General features: G+C 27.7%; 33 protein-coding genes and 1 pseudogene. 33 read left to right on the top strand and 1 reads right to left on the bottom strand.

Annotation, left to right across the window (positions count from 1 at the left end; all coding sequences use genetic code 11):
• Positions 1–92: 92 nt before the first annotated feature.
• From I4V16_RS11720 to I4V16_RS11685, 8 genes are read left to right on the top strand one after another with little or no spacing between them, the layout of a single operon-like run.
• On the top strand, positions 93–920 hold the full coding sequence (locus I4V16_RS11720) for a hypothetical protein (protein ID WP_195966814.1): 828 nt from the start codon (positions 93–95) through the stop codon (positions 918–920).
• 57 nt (positions 921–977) lie between these two features.
• A complete protein-coding gene (locus I4V16_RS11715; RefSeq protein ID WP_195966813.1) occupies positions 978–1,970 on the top strand; it encodes an AAA family ATPase in 993 nt (330 codons plus the stop codon).
• A 41-nt stretch (positions 1,971–2,011) separates the two neighbouring features.
• On the top strand, positions 2,012–2,470 hold the full coding sequence (locus tag I4V16_RS11710; RefSeq protein ID WP_195966812.1) for a hypothetical protein: 459 nt from the start codon (positions 2,012–2,014) through the stop codon (positions 2,468–2,470).
• Positions 2,471–2,479: 9 nt separating this feature from the next.
• Complete coding sequence (locus I4V16_RS11705; protein ID WP_195966811.1) at positions 2,480–3,874, top strand: DnaB-like helicase C-terminal domain-containing protein; 1,395 nt, start codon at positions 2,480–2,482, stop codon at positions 3,872–3,874.
• 19 nt (positions 3,875–3,893) lie between these two features.
• Positions 3,894–4,952, top strand: coding sequence for a hypothetical protein (locus tag I4V16_RS11700; RefSeq protein WP_195966810.1), 1,059 nt, complete (start codon positions 3,894–3,896; stop codon positions 4,950–4,952).
• A complete protein-coding gene (locus I4V16_RS11695; RefSeq protein ID WP_195966809.1) occupies positions 4,942–6,648 on the top strand; it encodes a DHH family phosphoesterase in 1,707 nt (568 codons plus the stop codon). Before I4V16_RS11700 ends, I4V16_RS11695 begins: the two co-directional genes overlap by 11 nt.
• Before the next feature lie 17 nt (positions 6,649–6,665).
• Complete coding sequence (locus I4V16_RS11690) at positions 6,666–10,016, top strand: PHP domain-containing protein (RefSeq protein ID WP_243282801.1); 3,351 nt, start codon at positions 6,666–6,668, stop codon at positions 10,014–10,016.
• A complete protein-coding gene (locus I4V16_RS11685; protein ID WP_195966808.1) occupies positions 10,006–10,518 on the top strand; it encodes an ERCC4 domain-containing protein in 513 nt (170 codons plus the stop codon). Before I4V16_RS11690 ends, I4V16_RS11685 begins: the two co-directional genes overlap by 11 nt.
• Positions 10,519–10,673: 155 nt before the next feature.
• Here I4V16_RS11685 and I4V16_RS11680 read toward each other — a convergent pair whose 3' ends face one another.
• On the bottom strand, positions 10,674–10,829 hold the full coding sequence (locus I4V16_RS11680; protein ID WP_195966807.1) for a DNA-binding protein: 156 nt from the start codon (positions 10,827–10,829) through the stop codon (positions 10,674–10,676).
• Between the two features lie 94 nt (positions 10,830–10,923).
• Between I4V16_RS11680 and tnpB the strand changes: the two genes are divergently transcribed.
• From tnpB to I4V16_RS11555, 25 genes and pseudogenes are all read left to right on the top strand, one after another.
• The gene (gene tnpB / locus I4V16_RS11675) at positions 10,924–12,030 is read left to right on the top strand and encodes an IS200/IS605 family element RNA-guided endonuclease TnpB (protein WP_195966806.1); all 1,107 of its coding nucleotides are present in this window, start codon (positions 10,924–10,926) and stop codon (positions 12,028–12,030) included.
• A gap of 95 nt (positions 12,031–12,125) precedes the next feature.
• Positions 12,126–12,440: pseudogene (locus tag I4V16_RS11670) on the top strand (tetratricopeptide repeat protein); the annotation flags it as partial.
• Positions 12,437–12,757, top strand: coding sequence for a hypothetical protein (locus tag I4V16_RS11665; protein WP_207745430.1), 321 nt, complete (start codon positions 12,437–12,439; stop codon positions 12,755–12,757). The pseudogene I4V16_RS11670 and the gene I4V16_RS11665, both read left to right, overlap by 4 nt.
• A 46-nt stretch (positions 12,758–12,803) precedes the next feature.
• Positions 12,804–13,049, top strand: coding sequence for a hypothetical protein (locus I4V16_RS11660; protein ID WP_195966803.1), 246 nt, complete (start codon positions 12,804–12,806; stop codon positions 13,047–13,049).
• A gap of 16 nt (positions 13,050–13,065) precedes the next feature.
• Complete coding sequence (locus tag I4V16_RS11655; RefSeq protein WP_195966802.1) at positions 13,066–13,389, top strand: hypothetical protein; 324 nt, start codon at positions 13,066–13,068, stop codon at positions 13,387–13,389.
• A gap of 31 nt (positions 13,390–13,420) precedes the next feature.
• The gene (locus I4V16_RS11650) at positions 13,421–13,615 is read left to right on the top strand and encodes a hypothetical protein (RefSeq protein WP_195966801.1); all 195 of its coding nucleotides are present in this window, start codon (positions 13,421–13,423) and stop codon (positions 13,613–13,615) included.
• Positions 13,616–13,822 carry a hypothetical protein gene (locus I4V16_RS11645; protein ID WP_195966800.1) on the top strand — a complete coding sequence of 69 codons (207 nt, stop codon included), beginning with the start codon at positions 13,616–13,618 and terminating at the stop codon, positions 13,820–13,822.
• A gap of 3 nt (positions 13,823–13,825) precedes the next feature.
• Positions 13,826–14,011 (top strand): hypothetical protein, encoded by a 186-nt coding sequence (locus tag I4V16_RS11640; RefSeq protein WP_195966799.1) that lies wholly within the window; start codon positions 13,826–13,828, stop codon positions 14,009–14,011.
• A 4-nt stretch (positions 14,012–14,015) separates the two neighbouring features.
• Positions 14,016–14,183 (top strand): hypothetical protein, encoded by a 168-nt coding sequence (locus tag I4V16_RS11635; RefSeq protein WP_195966798.1) that lies wholly within the window; start codon positions 14,016–14,018, stop codon positions 14,181–14,183.
• Positions 14,184–14,201: 18 nt separating this feature from the next.
• Positions 14,202–14,459 (top strand): hypothetical protein, encoded by a 258-nt coding sequence (locus tag I4V16_RS11630; protein ID WP_195966797.1) that lies wholly within the window; start codon positions 14,202–14,204, stop codon positions 14,457–14,459.
• Between the two features lie 46 nt (positions 14,460–14,505).
• Complete coding sequence (locus I4V16_RS11625; RefSeq protein WP_195966796.1) at positions 14,506–14,841, top strand: hypothetical protein; 336 nt, start codon at positions 14,506–14,508, stop codon at positions 14,839–14,841.
• A 15-nt stretch (positions 14,842–14,856) separates the two neighbouring features.
• A complete protein-coding gene (locus I4V16_RS11620; RefSeq protein ID WP_195966795.1) occupies positions 14,857–15,036 on the top strand; it encodes a hypothetical protein in 180 nt (59 codons plus the stop codon).
• Complete coding sequence (locus I4V16_RS11615) at positions 15,036–15,344, top strand: hypothetical protein (protein ID WP_195966794.1); 309 nt, start codon at positions 15,036–15,038, stop codon at positions 15,342–15,344. The genes I4V16_RS11620 and I4V16_RS11615 overlap by 1 nt, the downstream gene beginning before the upstream one ends.
• Positions 15,345–15,578: an ASCH/PUA domain-containing protein gene (locus I4V16_RS11610; RefSeq protein ID WP_195966793.1), complete on the top strand. Its 234-nt coding sequence runs from the start codon at positions 15,345–15,347 to the stop codon at positions 15,576–15,578. It abuts the gene before it with no gap.
• A 14-nt stretch (positions 15,579–15,592) separates the two neighbouring features.
• On the top strand, positions 15,593–15,865 hold the full coding sequence (locus I4V16_RS11605) for a hypothetical protein (protein WP_195966792.1): 273 nt from the start codon (positions 15,593–15,595) through the stop codon (positions 15,863–15,865).
• Between the two features lie 57 nt (positions 15,866–15,922).
• Entirely contained in the window at positions 15,923–16,225 is a 303-nt protein-coding gene (locus tag I4V16_RS11600) for a hypothetical protein (protein ID WP_195966791.1), read from the top strand.
• A 35-nt stretch (positions 16,226–16,260) separates the two neighbouring features.
• Entirely contained in the window at positions 16,261–16,452 is a 192-nt protein-coding gene (locus I4V16_RS11595) for a hypothetical protein (protein WP_195966790.1), read from the top strand.
• Positions 16,439–16,681, top strand: a complete 243-nt coding sequence (locus tag I4V16_RS11590) for a hypothetical protein (protein ID WP_195966789.1) — start codon at positions 16,439–16,441, stop codon at positions 16,679–16,681. The genes I4V16_RS11595 and I4V16_RS11590 overlap by 14 nt, the downstream gene beginning before the upstream one ends.
• Positions 16,682–16,723: 42 nt before the next feature.
• Positions 16,724–16,882: a hypothetical protein gene (locus I4V16_RS11585; protein ID WP_195966788.1), complete on the top strand. Its 159-nt coding sequence runs from the start codon at positions 16,724–16,726 to the stop codon at positions 16,880–16,882.
• Between the two features lie 14 nt (positions 16,883–16,896).
• Positions 16,897–17,106 (top strand): hypothetical protein, encoded by a 210-nt coding sequence (locus I4V16_RS11580; protein ID WP_195966787.1) that lies wholly within the window; start codon positions 16,897–16,899, stop codon positions 17,104–17,106.
• A 20-nt stretch (positions 17,107–17,126) separates the two neighbouring features.
• Positions 17,127–17,684 (top strand): SLOG family protein, encoded by a 558-nt coding sequence (locus I4V16_RS11575; protein ID WP_195966786.1) that lies wholly within the window; start codon positions 17,127–17,129, stop codon positions 17,682–17,684.
• A gap of 86 nt (positions 17,685–17,770) precedes the next feature.
• Positions 17,771–18,058 (top strand): hypothetical protein, encoded by a 288-nt coding sequence (locus tag I4V16_RS11570; RefSeq protein ID WP_195966785.1) that lies wholly within the window; start codon positions 17,771–17,773, stop codon positions 18,056–18,058.
• Positions 18,059–18,070: 12 nt separating this feature from the next.
• Positions 18,071–18,541, top strand: a complete 471-nt coding sequence (locus tag I4V16_RS11565) for a hypothetical protein (protein ID WP_195966784.1) — start codon at positions 18,071–18,073, stop codon at positions 18,539–18,541.
• Between the two features lie 13 nt (positions 18,542–18,554).
• Positions 18,555–18,695 carry a hypothetical protein gene (locus I4V16_RS11560; RefSeq protein ID WP_195966783.1) on the top strand — a complete coding sequence of 47 codons (141 nt, stop codon included), beginning with the start codon at positions 18,555–18,557 and terminating at the stop codon, positions 18,693–18,695.
• A 53-nt stretch (positions 18,696–18,748) separates the two neighbouring features.
• Positions 18,749–18,988, top strand: a complete 240-nt coding sequence (locus I4V16_RS11555) for a hypothetical protein (protein ID WP_195966782.1) — start codon at positions 18,749–18,751, stop codon at positions 18,986–18,988.

The raw sequence follows: 18,988 nt of genomic DNA, 5'->3' as shown, positions 1-18,988 counted from the left end.
ATGTAATTGGATTAATTGTTGCAGAGACAACAAATCCGTTGATATAGAAAATTAAATTAAGAATTAAAGAGTTACGAGGAGGAAGTAAATTTATGGAACAAACTAGAGGTTATTTTAGACTTGAAGGAAAGATATGGGGGTTAGCAAATAAAAATCCATTTACTAATTCTACTGGATCAATGAGAAGTTTATCTTTTGGTATTCAAAGTAGTAAAGAAAATTCAAATTTTGTACAAGTAGGGCAATGGGCAAATTCACCTTTATCTGTAAAAGTAAAAGCAGAAGGGGTAGAAGATGTAAAAGAAATGTCAGAACAAGAAGCTATAGATTATATCAAAGAAAATTTCAAAGATGGAGACAGCGTATATTTAAATTGTAGAGCTGAAGTAAACACTTATAAGCAAGGAAGATTAGATTACATAGTAAGTCAAATTTATATCAAATCAGAACCTATTGATTTTGATGCTGAAGATTTTGAAGAAGTAAATGAATTAAATCAAGCTGTTGTAATTACAGAAAAGCCTGAAAACGGAAGGGTTAAAGTTGGAGTAGCTAATTATCATGGGCAAATGATTGAACAAGAATTAGTATTAGAAGATGAAGATGTTAGAGAATACTTCGAGGAAAATGTAAGAGTCGGAGATCTAATGAAGCTTTCAATCTATGTTCACAATAAACCAATATATGAGGGTGAAGGAGAAACAACTACAAGAACTACATTAAAGGGAAAGACAGTTAAATCAGGTGGTAAGAAGATAAAAGATAGGACTTTACAATTAGAAGTAGTTGATGTAGATATTCAAGCAACTGAAAAGAGTAAATATACAAGATCAGAAATAAGAAGTGCAATGGAAGATGCTGAATATATTCCACAAAACAATTCTACTAACAATGCAGAAGACGAGGAGATGCCTTACTAGAATATAAATATAAAATAAATTAAATATAAAACAAGCAAATAAGGAGAGATGTAATAGATGAGTAGAATTAAAAAAGCAAAAAGAGATTCGATATATACAAAAGTATTAATAGGTGGATGTTCAGGGGCAGGAAAAACTTTTAGTGCATTAAGAATGGCTACTGGTATGGCAGAAGAATTATCTAGATTAAGTGGTAAAGAAGAAAGAATTTGTTTTATTGATACTGAAAACAGAAGAAGTTGCTACTATGCTAAGAAGTTTGATTTTGACATATTAGAATTAGACGAATATGCACCTGAAGAATATGTAGGAGCTATAGAAGATGCTTTAGATGAGGGATATAAGATAATAGTAATTGATTCAGCTTCATTAGAATGGAATTTCTTATTAGATGTTCACTCTAAGATGTCAGGTAATAGTTTTACTAACTTCGCCAAGATAGGAAGTAGACATGAAAAATTCTTAGATAAAATACTTCAAAGTGATGCACACTTTATAATTTGTTGTAGATCAAAAGAAAAATATGTATTAGAAGAACAAAACGGAAAACAAGTACCAGTTAAGAAGGGCGTTGACCTAATACAAAGAGATGGAATTGAATACATAATGACTGTCTCATTAAATATTGATATGGCTACACATTCATATTCAGCTATGAAGGATAATACCGATTTATTTGAATATGGTGGAAATTTAGTTACTGAAAAGGATGGTATTAATATTATTAAGTGGGCTAATGATGGAGATTTAGATGAAAAATATTCTAGACTAGAAAAGGCTAAGGAAGAAGCTAAGGCTAACATGGCAATGAATGAAGAAGCAGAAGCTAAGAAGTTAGCTGAAGAAGTTGAAAGAAAGAGGAATCAATCCAAGAAGTCATTAGATGAATTAAAGAAAGAAGTAATAGGATTATGTCAAAAGCTTTCTAAGGCAGGAAAGAGAGATTTAGTGTCATCTACTCTTGAAGAAGCAATAGGAAATGCAAATCCTAATACAATAACTACAGTGGAACAAGCAGAAAAAGCAATAGAAGAATTAAGTTCATTATAAAATTTAAAAGCTCACTTAATTGTGGGCTTTCCTTTTAGGAGGTGGTTATTATTAAATGCAAATATTCTTACTGTAAGCATGAAACAAACGAAGTCACTAAGGAAGATGCTATTAAAGAGGGGAATTGTTATTACCACAAGGATTGTCATAAAGAGAAAACATTAAAAAAAGAAATAGAAGAATATTGGAATGATAATATGCCTTCAGCTAGTTTGCAAATTTTAAGAAAAGTTATTAAGCAATTAATACATGATAAGAAAGCACCTGCTGACTTTGTATTATTTGTTCTGAAATATATAAAGAAAAACAATAAACCAATTAACAATCCTTTTGGGTTAATAAATTATTGTGGCAATAAAGATATACGAGAACTATATAAAAAAATGATTATAAATCAGAAATACACTAAATTAAAAAGCGAAGATAATAATGAAATTTATATAGAAAAGGTTAATTTTACATATAAACCTAGCAATAAAAAAATAACTGATATTATTTAGGTGGTGCTTATGGAAATAAAGGCTAATGATATAAAAAAATATGAGAGATTAAATAATAAAGATTTACCAAAGGATGATATAAGTGAAACTGGACTAATAGGAACTATATTAGTACATCCTGAGTATATGCTTAAAGCAGATTATATAAAGCCTAAAATGTTTTACAACAGAGAATTAGGTTGTTTGTATTATAAAGTAAGCTCACTTTACACCAAAGGTATAGTTGATATAGATAATTTTTTGATTATTAATGAAATAGAAAATGATAAAAACGCTAAGAAGATATTTGATGAACTAAATAACATAGGAGATATAGGTGATTACTTAGAAGATCTTAAATTGGTAGCAAGAGATACCATAGAAGAATATGAATTATTAGCAGAAAAGGTTATAACAGCTTCATTCAAAAGAGAAAGCTACATAAAGCTATCAATACTTCAAGACAATATCATTAACACCAATGAAAACGTAAATAAAATAAATTATAAACTCCAACAAGAGATAACAGATTTTTCAAAGATATATGTTTGTAATAAAGAAGTTTTAACTTTAGGCGAACAAGCTGACAAGATATGGGATAGTATAGTAAATAAAAGAAATGAAGGGTTTTTCGGTTTTCCTAGTAAGTTTAAAGAAGTAAATAAATATTTTACATACGAAAAAACTGAATTAGCAATGATAGCTTCGCCTAAGAAAACAGGTAAATCTCAATTTTTAGGAAATGAAGCTTGGGATAAAGTGATAGCAGGAGTGCCAACTACTTATATAGATAGAGAATTATCTACAGAAAATCATATGATAAGATTTCTTTCTTATCTTACTGGCGTAGAAAATAGAAGAATAAAAACTGGTGAAACTTCATTAAAAGAAGAATCATTATTAAAAGAAAAATTAGAATTTATTAAAAAATTACCATACATACATATTTATAAACCAGTTACAGAAATGGACGAAATGTTTATGACTATAAAAAGTCTTAAATTAAAACATGGTGTAGAATTTTTAATTTATGATTATGTCAAAGCAAACGATGGAACAGATGGAGATAAAGAATATCAAAAATTAGGAAGGCTTACGGATTGGTTGAAAAATGATGTTGCAGGTAGCTTAGATCTAGCTGTTTTAAGTGCTTGTCAAATGGATGATAACGGAACGAAGGTTGCTGACTCTCAAAAAATAGCAAGAAACTGTTCAACGTTAGCATGGTTAAAAAGAAAAACTCAAGAGGAATATGTGAACGATGGTAAAGATTCAGGTAATATGAAGTTGATAGTCAAAGATAATAGAAATGGTGAAATAATGACCGATGATGAATATATTAATTTAATGTTATATGGAAATCAATGTAGATTAGAACAAGCCAAAAATCCGTTTAGTTGTGTTGATAGTAATGTACCGTATTAAATTCTGAGGGAGGTTAGAGATGGATAAGGAGTCTATAAAAAAATACTTAAAAGATAATCCTATAAAAATACAAGAAATACTTGAATCTTTAGGTTGCACATATGTAAAGATAGGAAGTAAAAGAGTTTCTTGCTGTAATCCTGAAGAAGGAAGTGACAACAAAGGAGCTATATCCATAAAACTTAATGATTCTTTGTCTACCTCTGACTATACAAGACCTGCTTTTGAACAAATAGATGAGTATAGAGATTTCTTTTCATTAATTCAATTTATTAAAGGTTGTAAATTACCTGAATCCATCAATTATGTATGTAAAATATGTGGATTCAAATATACCAATAGTTTAAAAGGTAACAAAAGAAGCTCTAGTTATGACTTCTTAAAGAAATACAAGAGAAGTTTAAATAAAACCAATAAATTTGAAAACATCGAAGAAGTTATATTGGATGAAAGTTTTACAGAAAGATTTATAAGATGCACATGTGATTTGTTTTTACAAGATGGTATTAGCGAAAAAACACAAGAAAAGTTTGGAGTGTCTTTTGACACTTTAGATAATCGAGTAGTTTTCCCTATTAGAAATTATAATGGGAAATTACTATCATTCAAAGGAAGAACCAATGACAAAGACTTTAGAATTAATGGTATTCCTAAGTATTTTTACTATTATCCAATTTGTGCTGAACATTATCTTTATGGGTATTATGAAAATTATTATGATTTACTTATAGCGGATGAGATTTATATAGGAGAAGCTGAAAAGTTTGTTCAACAATTAGATTCTATGGAGATTAATAACTGTTTGGCTGTTAGTAAAAAGGTAATAAGCCCATATCAAGTAATGCAACTTTTAAAATTAGGAAAACCTATAGTGATAATGTTTGATAAAGATGTGACATTGGAAGAAATATTAATTGAATGTGCAAAGTTCAAAGGATTGATAGATGTATATTATGTAATAGATGAAAATAACCTTCTAAGTGGGAAAGAATCACCTACGGATAGAGGTTCAGATATATTTAATAGATTATTAGAAAATAAAAAGAAATATGAATGGGGTGGTGGAATTGCAATATAAACTTTTGGGCGAAAACAATATTAAAAAACCAATAGAAACTATATTTAAAAATAGGAATATTGACAACTATAAAAAGTTTTTAGAGGTTGGTAAAGACGATGAATTGGATTATATGTTGCTTGATAACATTATGGAAGGTGTAGAATTACTAGCTAATCATTTACAAAAGGATTCTTTAATTCAAATTATTGTTGATTCAGATGCAGATGGGTTAACTTCTAGTGCTGTATTAATAAAATATATTAAACAACAATTCCCTAATGCAAATATAGAGTATACATTACATACTGGAAAACAACATGGTTTAAGCGATGATATAAAAATAAATGACAATGTAAATTTAGTTATACTACCTGATGCCTCAAGCAATGATTACGAACAACATAAAAAATTAAAAGATAAAGGTGTTGATATATTGATATTAGATCACCATGAAGCTGATAAATATAGTGAATGTGCTTGTGTAATTAATAATCAATTATCACCCAAGTATAGCAATAAATCATTATCAGGGGTAGGAATAGTATATAAATTTATTAAAGCTATGGATGATTATTATTTTACTGATTATGCAGATGAATATTTAGATTTAGTCGCTTTGGGTAATGTAGCCGACAGCATGAATTTATACTCAAGAGAAACTAGATATTATGTTAAAAGTGGCATTGATAATGTAAATAATAGATTTTTGAAGGCATTAATAAATAAGAACAGCTATTCATTGGAAGGTAAATATAACATTATGAGTATAGGGTGGGTAATAGCTCCTCAACTAAATAGTGTTATAAGGGCAGGAAAACAAGAAGAAAAAGAGTTAATGTTTAAAGCCTTATTAGAAGAAGAAATGACATTTAATGAATTTAAACCTAGAGGAAGTAAAGAGACAGTAGAAGAAGATTTACAGACTTATATGGCTAGGATATGTGGAAACGTAAAATCAAGACAAGATAATGCAGTTAAGAAAGCTATTCCACTAATAGAGAATAAATTAAATATAGATAACAAGTTATTGATAGCTGATGTTACAGAGATATTAGATTCTAATTACACAGGATTAGTTGCAGGGAAGATAGTTGAAAAATATAATTCACCTGTAATTTTATATAGAAACGTTGACGATGTATTGGTTGGTGGAAGTGGCAGAGGTACAGATAAAGTCATTAAAGATTTAAAAGAGTTTTTAAATAACAGTAATCAATTTGAATTTTGTCAAGGTCATAAACAAGCATTTGGATTTAAGTTTAACATAGACAATTTAAATAACATAATAGATTATGCAAATAAAGAGCTGTCAAAAGTAGAGATTGAACCATTAGATTTATATTGGGTAGACTTCATTATTAATGCTGATAAGTTAGATTATTGGTTTGTAGATGGTTTATGCAAATATGAAAATGAGTGGGGAAATTCATTAGAAGAACCATTAATAGCTATAGAAGATTTAATAATAGATACTTCTAATATTGAACTTAAAGGAGATAAAAGTAAGAATACAATTTTTGAATTTAATCAAATAAAATTTATAAAAAAACATACAAAAGTTGAAGAATACTTAGACATTGTAAAGAAGGAAAAACAAATTCAAAAAGACCATGAGGTTAAAGTTAATATAATTGGAAGATGTAGAACTAATTATTATAATGATACATTTACACCTCAAATAGAAATTATTGATATAGAAACTAAAATAAATTAAAAGTAGGTGGTTACACAATGAATTCAAATAAATATACAATAACACATTGTCATACTATGTTAAGTAATGGTGTGACTAACATAGACTCAGTAACTACATATAATGATTACATAGATGAAATAGTAAATAATAAATCATTAAATGTTAATGGTATATGCATAACAGAACATGGATCTTTATTTGAGTGGTATAAGAAGAAGGAGTATTGTGAAAAGAATGGACTTAAATATGTTCATGCAGTAGAAGCTTATATCACAGAAAGTTTAGATGAAAAGATAAGAGATAATTACCATTGTTGTTTATATTCGAGAAACTTTGAAGGTTTTAAGGAATTAAATAGATTAATTTCAAAAGCCTTCAACAGAGAAGATGGTCATTATTATTATGCACCAAGAATTACATATGAGGAACTAAAAGCAACGAGTGACAACGTATTAATCACTACAGCTTGTTTAGGAGGAATATTAGGGAAGGGTAACGATATTATAAAGAGAGATTTTATTAATTTTTTATTCGACAATAAAGAAAGATGTTATTTAGAAGTACAACACAACCAAGTTGAACAACAGATATCATTAAATAGACAACTTGTGGAATTGAATCGTATATATGGAATCCCTTTAATAGTTGGAACTGATACTCATTGTCTTAATGATAAACATGCAAAAGGAAGAGAATTGTTGCAAAAATCTAAAAATATTTATTTTGACAATGAAGAAGGTTGGGATTTAACTTTAAAATCCTATGATGAATTAGTTAAATTATTTCATAATCAAAATATATTTACAAGTGATGAAATTTATGAAGCATTAGAAAATACTAATGTTTTATATAATAAAATTGAAGAGTTTAAAATAGATACAAGTTATAAATATCCTAAATTATATGATGATTCATTGAGTGTTTTAAAGAAAAAAATAAATGAAGGTGTTATTAAAAGAGGAGTTAACAAATTACCAAATTATAAAACAGAATATATTCCTAGAATACACAATGAATTAAATACTTACATACACAATGGAGCAGTTGATTTTTTATTGTTAGATGAAGATATTAAGAGTTGGGCTAGAGATAATAAATACTACTGTGGATATAGTAGAGGTAGTTGTTCAGGATCTGAAATATGTTATTTAATTGGAATAACCGACATTGATAGTATAAAGCATAGAATGAATTTTGAAAGGTTTATGAATGTAGAAAGAGTTAGTTTGGCAGATATAGATACCGATTGGCAACCTAATCACAGGGAATTGGTAAAAGATTATATATATAACAAAGATGGTTTATATTGTGCTGATATAATAACTTTTAATACAGTAGCATTAAAAGGAAGCGTCAGAGATGTATGTAAAGGGCTTTATCGTAAAAATTATAGCGTTGTGCCTAAAGAACTTATGGAACGATATAACCGACAATGTGAAGCATATGGGAAACCTCTTGATGATACATCTAAAGAAGTTGATAATATAATAAATGGAGAATATTTAAGAATAGCTAATTATATATGTGAAAATGTTGAATTAAATGAAGATAAAATGAGAAAAGAATATCCTGAAGTATTTGAATATGTTGATATTATTAATGGAACTATAGTGTCAATAGGAACTCATCCTTGTGGTCAAGTAGTTAGTCCTATACCACTAGATGAAAATATGGGATTATGTTCAATATCTACATGTACACATCCGGTTTCCATGATAGCTATGAAATCTATAGATGCCCAAAACTATGTTAAATTAGACATATTAGGTTTAGATAATATTCAATTAATAAATGAAACTTGCGAACTGGCAGGTATAGACAGATTGATACCTGAAAATACACCCGATGAAGAAGAAGTGTGGAAGGATATAGCTAAGGATAACACATTAATATTTCAATGGGAATCTGATAGTGCAGGAGCGTTTTTAAAAACCTTACTAAGCGATGAAACAATAAATAAAATTAAAAAGAAAAATCCTAATTTTAAGTATATAGATTTAGTTGCTATGGGTAATGGAGCTATTAGACCGGCAGGGGCTTCTTATAGAGATGCATTGTCAAGAGGGGAATTTAGAGATAATGGTCACGAAGCGTTAAATAAACTATTAGCACCTACTTCAGGTTTTTTATGTTATCAAGAACAAATACTTTCATTTTTACATGAATTTTGTGGATATACAATGGGGGAAGCCGATGTAGTTCGTAGGGGATTTGCTAAGAAGACTGGAACAGAGCAATTTATACCAAAGATAAAAGAAGGATTTAAAAATACAATGAAAAATAAATATGGAGTTGATGAGGATGTTTCAGAAGAATTAATTGTGAATTTTCTTCAAATTATTAAAGATGCATCTGATTATCTGTTTTCTGAAAACCATTCAGTTCCATATACATATATAGGATATATTGGTGGATATTTAAGATATCATTATCCTTTAGAATTCATAACTACGGCTTTAAATATCAATAAGGACAAAGAAGAAAAAACAACTAAAATTATTGATTATGCAAATAGTAGAGGGATAAAAATACTGTCTCCTAAGTTTGGTTATTCTAAATCAGAATATTTTATGTCAAAAGAAACCAACTCTATATACAAAGGAATAGCTTCTATTAAAAATTTAAATGAAAAAGTTGCAAATGAATTATATGAATTATCTCAACAACATAAATATAATAATTTCTTTGAACTACTTAAAGATATAAAGGAAAATACAAGTTGTAACTCAAGGCAACTAGACATACTAATTAAATTATCATTCTTTGATTGTTTTGGAAAAACAGATAAGCTATTAAGAATAGTTAATATTTATGATAACATATATACAAAAAAACAGTTCAAAAAAGAAAAGTTACCTAAATATTTATCTATTGAACTAGTTAGAAAATATGCTAATTCTGAAACAGAAAAACAATTTAAGGATGTCAATAAAGATGAATTAATAGAAGAAATTATATCTAAAATTCCTAATAAAGAAATACCTATAAATGAGATATTAGAAGCACACTTAGAATATTTAGGATATATAGACTATCAAAATAATAAATTACCTAAAAAATATGTATTGATAACTGATATAAATACGAAGTATACGCCTGTTGTTGATACATATAGTCTTAATAGTGGAGTAAGTATAAAGTGCAAAATAAATAAGAAACTTTGGAATAATGACGGAGAGTTACATAAGAACGATGTTATATATATTCATTCAATGCAGAAGAAATTTGGATATAAAAAAGTAGGCGAGAAAACTTTGGCTAATGGTAAAGTTAAACCAATATTTGAAGAAGATCAAAGTAAACAAGAATGGTGGATCAATTCTTACAGTGTAATTCATAACATTGATGAGATTATATCAGAATATGAGGTGGATAATGAAAGATAAAGATATGAAGAAAATATTAGAGAATATAGTTATATTAGTAGACTCTCGTGAAAGAAATTTTAGTCATATTAAAATGTATTTAAAGCAAAATAAAATACCTTACGAAGTAAAGAAACTAGATTTTGGCGATTATAGTTTTAAGATACCTAAGATAGAAAGTTTAGATATAGAAGAACAATCTTTTGAAAAGGAAATAGCAATAGAAAGGAAAAATAGTTTATCTGAAATATCAGGAAATTTTACAAGAGGACGAGATAGGTTTAAAAGAGAATTTAAACGTGGTGGGATGTCAATTAGATTAATGATTGAAAATGATAGCTATGGTGATATTAAAAAGCATAATTATAATACTAAAATCAATCCTAATAGTTTAGTAGCTTCATTACATAGTTTTCAAGAGGAATTTAATTCACCTTTTATATTTATTGACAAAGATAGTAGTGGAGAATATATTTATAAAACATTCTATTACTATTTAAGAAATAAGCTTAAAAATATATAACATAAATTAAATATAACAGTTGACATTATAATGGAATAGATTTACAATGTAGGTAGTGGCAGAAAATGTTACTACCTATTATTTTTTTAGGAGGTGATTATATTTTATTAGAAGCAAATAAATTTTATTATATGTTAAAAAGAACACCCATGACTTTAGTCGTGGGATGAATTTTTAACATATGATTGCAATATAGTAATAATCAAATTATTAAAACTTCTGTTTTGACTTTTAGCAATTGATTCTAATTCTTTTTTTAATTGTTTAGATATAGTTAATTGAGTTCTAGTATTATCTTTAGATATAGTCATTATAAATCACCTCAATTCAATTATAATATAAAAGTAAAAAGTTGACAAGGTGTTACCACTATGTTACAATTAATTGTAGATTGGAGGTGATAAAATGTTAAAAGCTTATAAATATAGAATATATCCAAATAAAGAACAAGAAGATATTATAAATAAAACCATAGGAAGTTGTAGATTTGTGTTCAACCACTATTTGGCTAAAAGAAAATATGCTTATGAAAACTATAAAATAAGGTTGAATTATAATTCTAATGCTAATGATTTAAAATGGTTAAAAAATGAATATCCTTGGTTAAAAGAGGTTGATTCAATATCATTACAACAAACATTAAAAGACTTAGACCAAGCATATAAGAATTTCTTTATACGAGTTAAGCAAGGAGAAAGTGGCTTTCCTAAGTTTAAATCTAAAAAGAATAACAAACAAAGTTTTAGAAGTCAATGTGTCAACTCTAATATTAGAATTGTTAATAATAAAATAAAATTTCCAAAGTTGGGTTTAATAAAATTTAGAAATAGTAGAAGTTTCAATGGAAAAATTAAGAGTGCGACTATATCCAAAACCAATACAAATAAATATTTTGTAAGTGTATTAGTAGATACCGAAAATATTAAATTAAATCCTTGTAATAATAAAGTTGGAGTAGATTTAGGATTAAAAGATTTTGCTATTACTAGCGATGGAGTTGTGTATGGTAATCCTAAATTTTTAAAAAGTTTAGAGTGTAAAATTAAATATCAACAAAGAGCATTATCAAGAAAGAAGAAGGGTTCAAGTAATTATAAAAAGAACAAGATAAAATTAGCAAGATTGCATGAGAAAATAGCTAACACTAGAACTGACTACTTGCATAAAATATCAACTGAATTAATTAATGAAAACCAAATTATATGTTTAGAAGATTTAAAAGTAAGCAATATGTTAAAGAATCACAACTTAGCCAAAGCAATTAGTGATGTTAGTTGGTCGGAGTTTAGAACAATGCTAGAATATAAGGCAAAATGGTATGGAAGAACAATATCTATAATAGATAGTTATTACCCATCAAGTCAATTATGTTCTAATTGTGGCTATCAAAACAAAGAAGTTAAGAATTTAGGACTAAGAGAATGGATTTGTCCCATATGTGGAGAACATCACGACAGAGATGTCAATGCTAGTATTAATATATTAAATGAAGGATTAAGATTAATTGGGTAGGGACTACCCTTTAGCTTGGTAAATTTACTTTCAATAGAAGGTATTACCCAAGAATCATGTGACTTTAGTCATGTGAGGTTCACAGTAATAAAGAATATACTAAAGCAATTGATCTATATAAGCAATGTATAGATAATGATGAACAAACAGAACAAGCCTATTATAATATGGGAACGTGTTACATAAAAATAAAAGAATATAATAAAGCTATTAAGGCTTTTAAATCAGTATTAAGAATTAGCGACCAGTATTCAAATGCTTATTATAATTTAGGGTTTGCATATTCTATGATTGATGATTATAAGAAGGCATATCGTTATTTCAATATAGCATGGAGTTTAAATAACGAAGACCAAGAATGTGAGAAGGCTATTAAATTATTAGAAAGCAAGTTAAATATATGGAGGTGAGTAGACTGAGTCTATTTGAATTGAAACTTGATCCTAATTTACAATGTGAATATGAACTTTATAAATTAATAAAAAAGCTAGAAAATAAAAATAAAATACTAAGAAATAAATATGTAATATCCAAACTTAAGATAGATGAACTTACAAAGAGAAGAATGTTAAATAAAGAAAGCTTTTTTTCTAAAGAAGCTTATATTGAAAGAAAATCTCTTATTGATAAGTATGGAGATTATAGGATGCTTGAGGTTGAAATTGATTCTAATTTAAGATACATAAATTATTACAAGGACTTAATTAAGCAAATAAGAAGTCTTTAAATTAGGTGTTTTATTAAAACAAATTAAATAAAAGGAGTGAATAAAAATGAACAACGATAAAGTATATGAACTAAGATTAAACGAAGATGGTCTTCAAATATTATCAAAAGCCTTATCTATATATCAATTAAAAATAAGCGAAAATATTAATGAGTGTAGGGAGTTGGGAATATATACTAATGCAATATCAACTCGAAACATTCTATGTGAAGTCCATGAACTTAGAACTATACTAAATAATACTATATGTAAAATAGAAGCATATAGAAACTTGCTTAATAGTTGTAAATAATAAGGAGTGATTACATATGAGATTTAATAAACGAAAATGTTTTGGTGGTAATGAATATATATGTGATATTTTTGCTGACTCAAAGAATGATGTTCTACTGGTTAATAAAATAGAGGGCTATTATGGATTATCCCAATACAAAGAAGATGTTTGCAGAGACTTCATATTGGACAGTTTAAAAGAGGTCAATCAAAGTCCTTATTATGGAGTTAATTTATATAATAAGAACGAAGTTGAGAATGAAATAAAGGAAGCAATTGAATATTTACAAGAAAAGATAAATAAATTGGAGTTATCAAGAGAAGTGAATAATATTATTAACAAGGTTTATGAGGATTAAAACAATAAATTAAATAAAGGAAGTGAATTGGATGAATAAAAGGCAAACAAAGAAAATAGTCAAAATAATAAATGAGCGATTTGAGTATATGAACAATTTAGACATTATAAGTGCAAGAAGATGGGGTAAGATCAATATGCAAACAAACCTTATGAGAATAGTTCTAGCTAAAGAGTATAGACCTTTTAAAGACTTAAAGAAAAATGTTGACAAGGTGATGAAATAAATGATTAAAGAAATCATAGTAGGGGTAGGTAAGTGTAGTAAAATGCAAGTTAAAATCCTTTCTAGCACATCTAATGAAGTCAGAGAGAAATTTTTAAATGATATGAAGGCAGATTATAAGAATGTATTTAAAGTTGATACAGAGGGCAATAGGACGGTTATAAAAGGTTGTGAAGAAATAGATATAAATGAAGTGGAGGTAAATTGATTAATGGAATTAAAAGATATTATTAATATTGGAGATAAAGTTAGAATTATAAATGATGACAATGAGTTAGATATTATAGAAGGTAAGGTTTACGAAGTAATAGATGCTGATGATTATGTAGTTTGTATAGAAAACGAAGAAGGTCGTATGCAGACTCATTGCAAGGAATTTGTAGAAAAGGTGGTTTAGATAAATGATCAAATGTAGCGAAGAATGTGAACCATTATGTGACTTTTGTATACACTTTATAGAAGATGATAGCTGTGAAGTGTATGACGATGGTTATTGTGCCATAGATAATAAATCGGTTAGTAGATGTGATGCTTGTGAAGATAATTTTCATTGCTGTAGAGTAGAGTAATAGGAGGGTGAAAAATAAATGAAAATATTTAAATTTTATTTAGATGGACAACTTTGTGGTATAAGAGCGGAAGACAAAGATGTTTTTGAAGTATTACTATTAAAAAATGGAATTGAACCAAATAAGGTAAGTAATGTAACTTGTGAATATTTAGATAAGTTTCAAGAATTATATCAATTAGAAATGGAAACACATACAATTCCATTTGAAAATAAAACTTTGGAAGAAAAGATAAAACACTACAAGAGAATAGAACTGTTAAAAAGAAGACTATAAAAATTACATTTTAATGACAAATATTAAATATAAAAGGAGATAAATAATGATTACAGTTAAAGATTTTTTAGATTTAAACCCACATAAAACGGAACTTAAGCATAAGAAGTTAGCTTTTACTTATTTTACAAAAGAGTTTACATTAAACAATCCTGAATATATTGAGTATGCAGAGGTTGTATATACAAATAGTGAAGGATTAGAATTATGTATAGAAGATAAAAAATATGCAGATATAGTAAAAGTATTAGAGGATATAATTATAGATAATAAGTTAAGCCTAGATGAACCTATTGTTACGTGGGATATAGATGATGGGGATATAATCAATTTCAACGGAATGGTAGAACTAGAAGATTGTCTATTGTTTTATGTTAGATAAGGAGGAGACGAGTAAATGAAATGGTGCATAGAAATAAGAGATAAAATAACAGATCAATATGTATCGGGTGGATGCTTTGGCTTAGAAGAGTTGTTAGAATGGGATTACAAGGACTATGGAATTGTGTTTTTAGATAAAGATGGTGCTAGGACATATGAACAGCATAAAAGATTATATGAGGAAGGAGCGATATAATGAGTGTAAATAGATATTTAGAATCTGCCAATAGAGGAGACTTTCAATGGCAATGCATAGAATCTACTGATGGAATAGGCTTTGGAGGGGTAGCCGTAGAAACTGTAAATTTAAAAGGAAGAACGGCGACTATTACTAGATATTGTGAAAATGAATTTGAAGTTGAGGTAACGTTAAAGCATGCAACTTTATATGACAAAGAAAAAACTTACGAAGTACTTGATTATAGAAGTTGTAGAAGAAATGCTAGAAATTTAGCCGAGAGACTGATTAGAAAAGATATTGAAAAGGATGAGGTGAGTCAGTAAATGGTACATGAACTAAAAATATTACCTTTATATTTCACACAAGTAAAAAATGGAGAAAAAACATTTGAGTTAAGAAAGAATGATAGACCATATCAAGTAGGTGATACCTTAGTGTTAAGAGAGTTTGATGGTAAAAATTATGGCAGTAGGATTATGACTAAAACAATAACTTACATATTATATGGTGGTAATTATGGATTGGATAAAGATTACTGTATATTAGGAATAAGATAAGGGAGGGAGTATAAATGAATATAGATGAAAGTTTAATAAATGGATTAATTGAAAAGGAAATTAAGAGACAATTAAATAGTAAAATAGATAAAGCCATAGAAAGAATAGTAACAAGAGAAGTTGAAAGTAAATTGAGTAGCTATCCTATTATAGATTATATTAGTGACATAATGAACAGAGATAAAGAATTTAAGAAAAATATTGCATCTGCTTGTGCAACTAACCTATACAATAACTTAGTTGCAGATAGTGATGAATATGACGACGATGATTACTACGAAGATTAAAAATAGCAATTAAAAGTATTCTTTTATAAAGTAAATTAAATATAGAGGTGATGTAATATGTGTTATGGAAGTGGCTGTGTAAACGAAACATGGGATGGAGATTGTAACTATATAAGCAAGGATGCTGATAAACTGATACAAGATAGTAAATTTAAATCTAGTTGTATTGTCTATGGATGTAGGAGTGAAATATTAAAATTTTATTTAACACAGGAAGAATATTTAGAAATGGAAAGACAATGGCATAGCGAAGAATATGATAGTATTGCAACCACAGAATATTATGAAGATATTGCTTATAGTAGATGGAGAGATGATTGTGAGAGGATAAGGTTGATAAGTGATTTAAATAGAATATAAAAATATTAATCTTAAATAAAAAGGAGTGAAGATTTGTGCCAATAATATTTAAATCCGATAAAAATGTTCATTGTGAGAATGGTTTTATAAGAGGGCAAAGAGGTAAACTTATAGACTGGTCAGATTGTGATTGTACATTATCAGAAGATGAATTAGAAAAAATATTAAAACCATTTATGGAGTATGAATGTAAGTGGGTTGGAGGTGAAATAAATGAAAGAAATTAAACAAAAATCTTGTTCAATAGGATGGACTGACGAAGTAGTATATACAGTTTTTTGTAACGATGATTTAAAGACATTGTCGATGGGAATATTGAAACAAATGAGAAACCATATTGACAGCATAATTGAGATTAAAAATAGTGCATGTTCAGATTATGATTTTTCAAATGGATTCTGTAAATCAAAAAAGAAGCCCTGTGATTATTGTAGTGATCAATCTAAAAGACATTAGAACTTAAAGTTTAATTGGTATTTGAAAGAGAAGTGAATATATGTGAATAAGAATTACATATCAAATAAGAAATATTCAAATAACACAACAAAGAATAAATCTAAGAATAATAATCGTACAAAATTTAATGCACGTAGTAGACTAAAAAGTGAGTTACCAAGGGAATTTAACGGATATGAAATAGAAAGATGTGAATTATAAAGGAGGAGATATTTGTGGATTCTAAAAAAGTAAAAATATTAAAAAATATATTATTTAAAGAAAAGGTTGAATATAGAGATATTTTAGGATTGCATACTGGAATAATACATGAATTAAGAATCAGACAAAATGGAATATTTGCTTATTGTCTTTTCTTTGGTCAAAATCTTTGGCTTAGATTAAATGAAGGTACAATGGAGTGGGAAGAAGCTGAGGTAGAATAATTAAAAATAGGAGGAGTTAAATGTTAAGGATAGTTTTTACGGGACACCGACCAAATAAATTAGGTGGGTATGATTGGAACAACCCAAAGAATCACAAGATAAGAACGGCATTATTTAATACAATAGCTGATATAATGGTTAATTCAAAAGAACATGATTTTGTGTTTATAAGTGGTGGTGCTTTAGGTGTAGATCAATTTGCTTTTGATGTAGTAAATTATATTAAATCAGTTGTTGTTTGTGACAAATATAATGTTCAAAATATAATAGCTGTACCATTCAAAGACCAACCTAATGCATGGTTTAACAAGGATGATGTTAACAGATATACAGAACAATTGAAACAAGCTGATAGAGTTATATATGTAGATACATTAGATGAATATAAGAGAACTAGTACACCTGAAGGTAAATATAATCCCCAAAAACTACAAATAAGAAATGCTTATATGGTAGATAATTGTGATATTTTAATTGCAGTATGGGATGGTAGTAATAGTGGAACTGGTAATTGTGTGCATTATGCTAAACACAAAGGTGTAAAAATAGTACAAATTAATCCAAAGGAGATTAAATAAGCTTGTAAAACGCTTGATTTAATAACATATATTAAATATATCATTGACATTATAATTTAATTGGTATATTATAGTAATCATAGGAGGTGATTAATATAGAAAGTGATTTCGATTACTTATGCGAACTAATAATAAAAGATCACGATTTTGTTAGAGATGGAATAGATACTGTTAAAGAATTTATATCTATCTCAAGCCATGAATTTAGTACTAATCTACAAAACGCATTATCACGATATTGTGCAACTCACAGATTATGTATCAAGTGTGGAGAAGAACTAGAATCATACACTTATGAAGAAGACAGAGGAGAAATTTGTGGAATGCCATGTAGTGAGACTATGACAGAATGGTATTGTCCGAATTGCGATTAAAGGAGGGATTTGATGCAGAGAAAGCTATATAGTTTGTTATTGCTTGGGGCTATATGTTTAACAGCGATAAACTATAGAACTGATACATCTGCTAAAGAGGTAAATGTATTTGAAAATAGACAGAATAAATTAAATAAAACTTACATATTGAAAACAGATAAAGTTATTACTTCACCTAAAAAACAAGAATTTATTTTAACTTATTATACGGATTTAAATAGTGAAAATGGATATGGGGCTGTAAACTGTCTTGGAGAAAGATTGGAACATACAATGATAGCTTCAAATTATTTTCCATTAGGCACTAAAATAGTTATTGATGGAGTTACATATGAAGTAAGAGATAGAGGATCTAGTCGTTTTAATAATCCTAAAAGATTAGATATGTTTATACCTAGAAACCAAGGTGAAAGTAATAGAGAGTATTACAAAAGAGTGAACAACATGGGCGTAAAGACGGTTAAAGGATATATTAAGGAATAGGAGGGAGAAGTATATGAAATATAAAGTTAAAGACAAGGAAATAGATATAGTCTTTGATGGACAATATTATGTTGGAACTTATGATTGTATTAAAATAAAAAGACTATATAAAATTGATGTTATTGACTGGTTTAATAAAAGATTTTCAAAATAGTTTTTAAAAGAACAATTTTATAACAAATATTAAATATAAAGAAGGTGTATTAAATGGGAATTGAGAGTTTAATTATGCAAGAAGAAATTGACCGTAAAGAATTGCTAGATGATACCCAAAAGATAAGAACATTTTATAGAGATATGAAAGAAACTGAAATACAGAACTTGAGTGAACTATTCGACAATATTCAATTAAGATTCATTCAAGACAACCCTGAATTAGATTTTAATTTTATAACATTTTTAAAGACATATAGTGACTACGCAAAATCTTACATAAGAAAGGACTGA

This window comes from Clostridium sp. 1001283B150210_160208_E6 (assembly GCF_015669365.1).
Classification (GTDB): Bacteria; Bacillota; Clostridia; order Clostridiales; family Clostridiaceae; genus Clostridium; species Clostridium paraputrificum.
The sequence above is the reverse complement of the archived record's forward strand: the minus strand, read 5'-3'. Positions and strand labels throughout refer to the sequence as shown.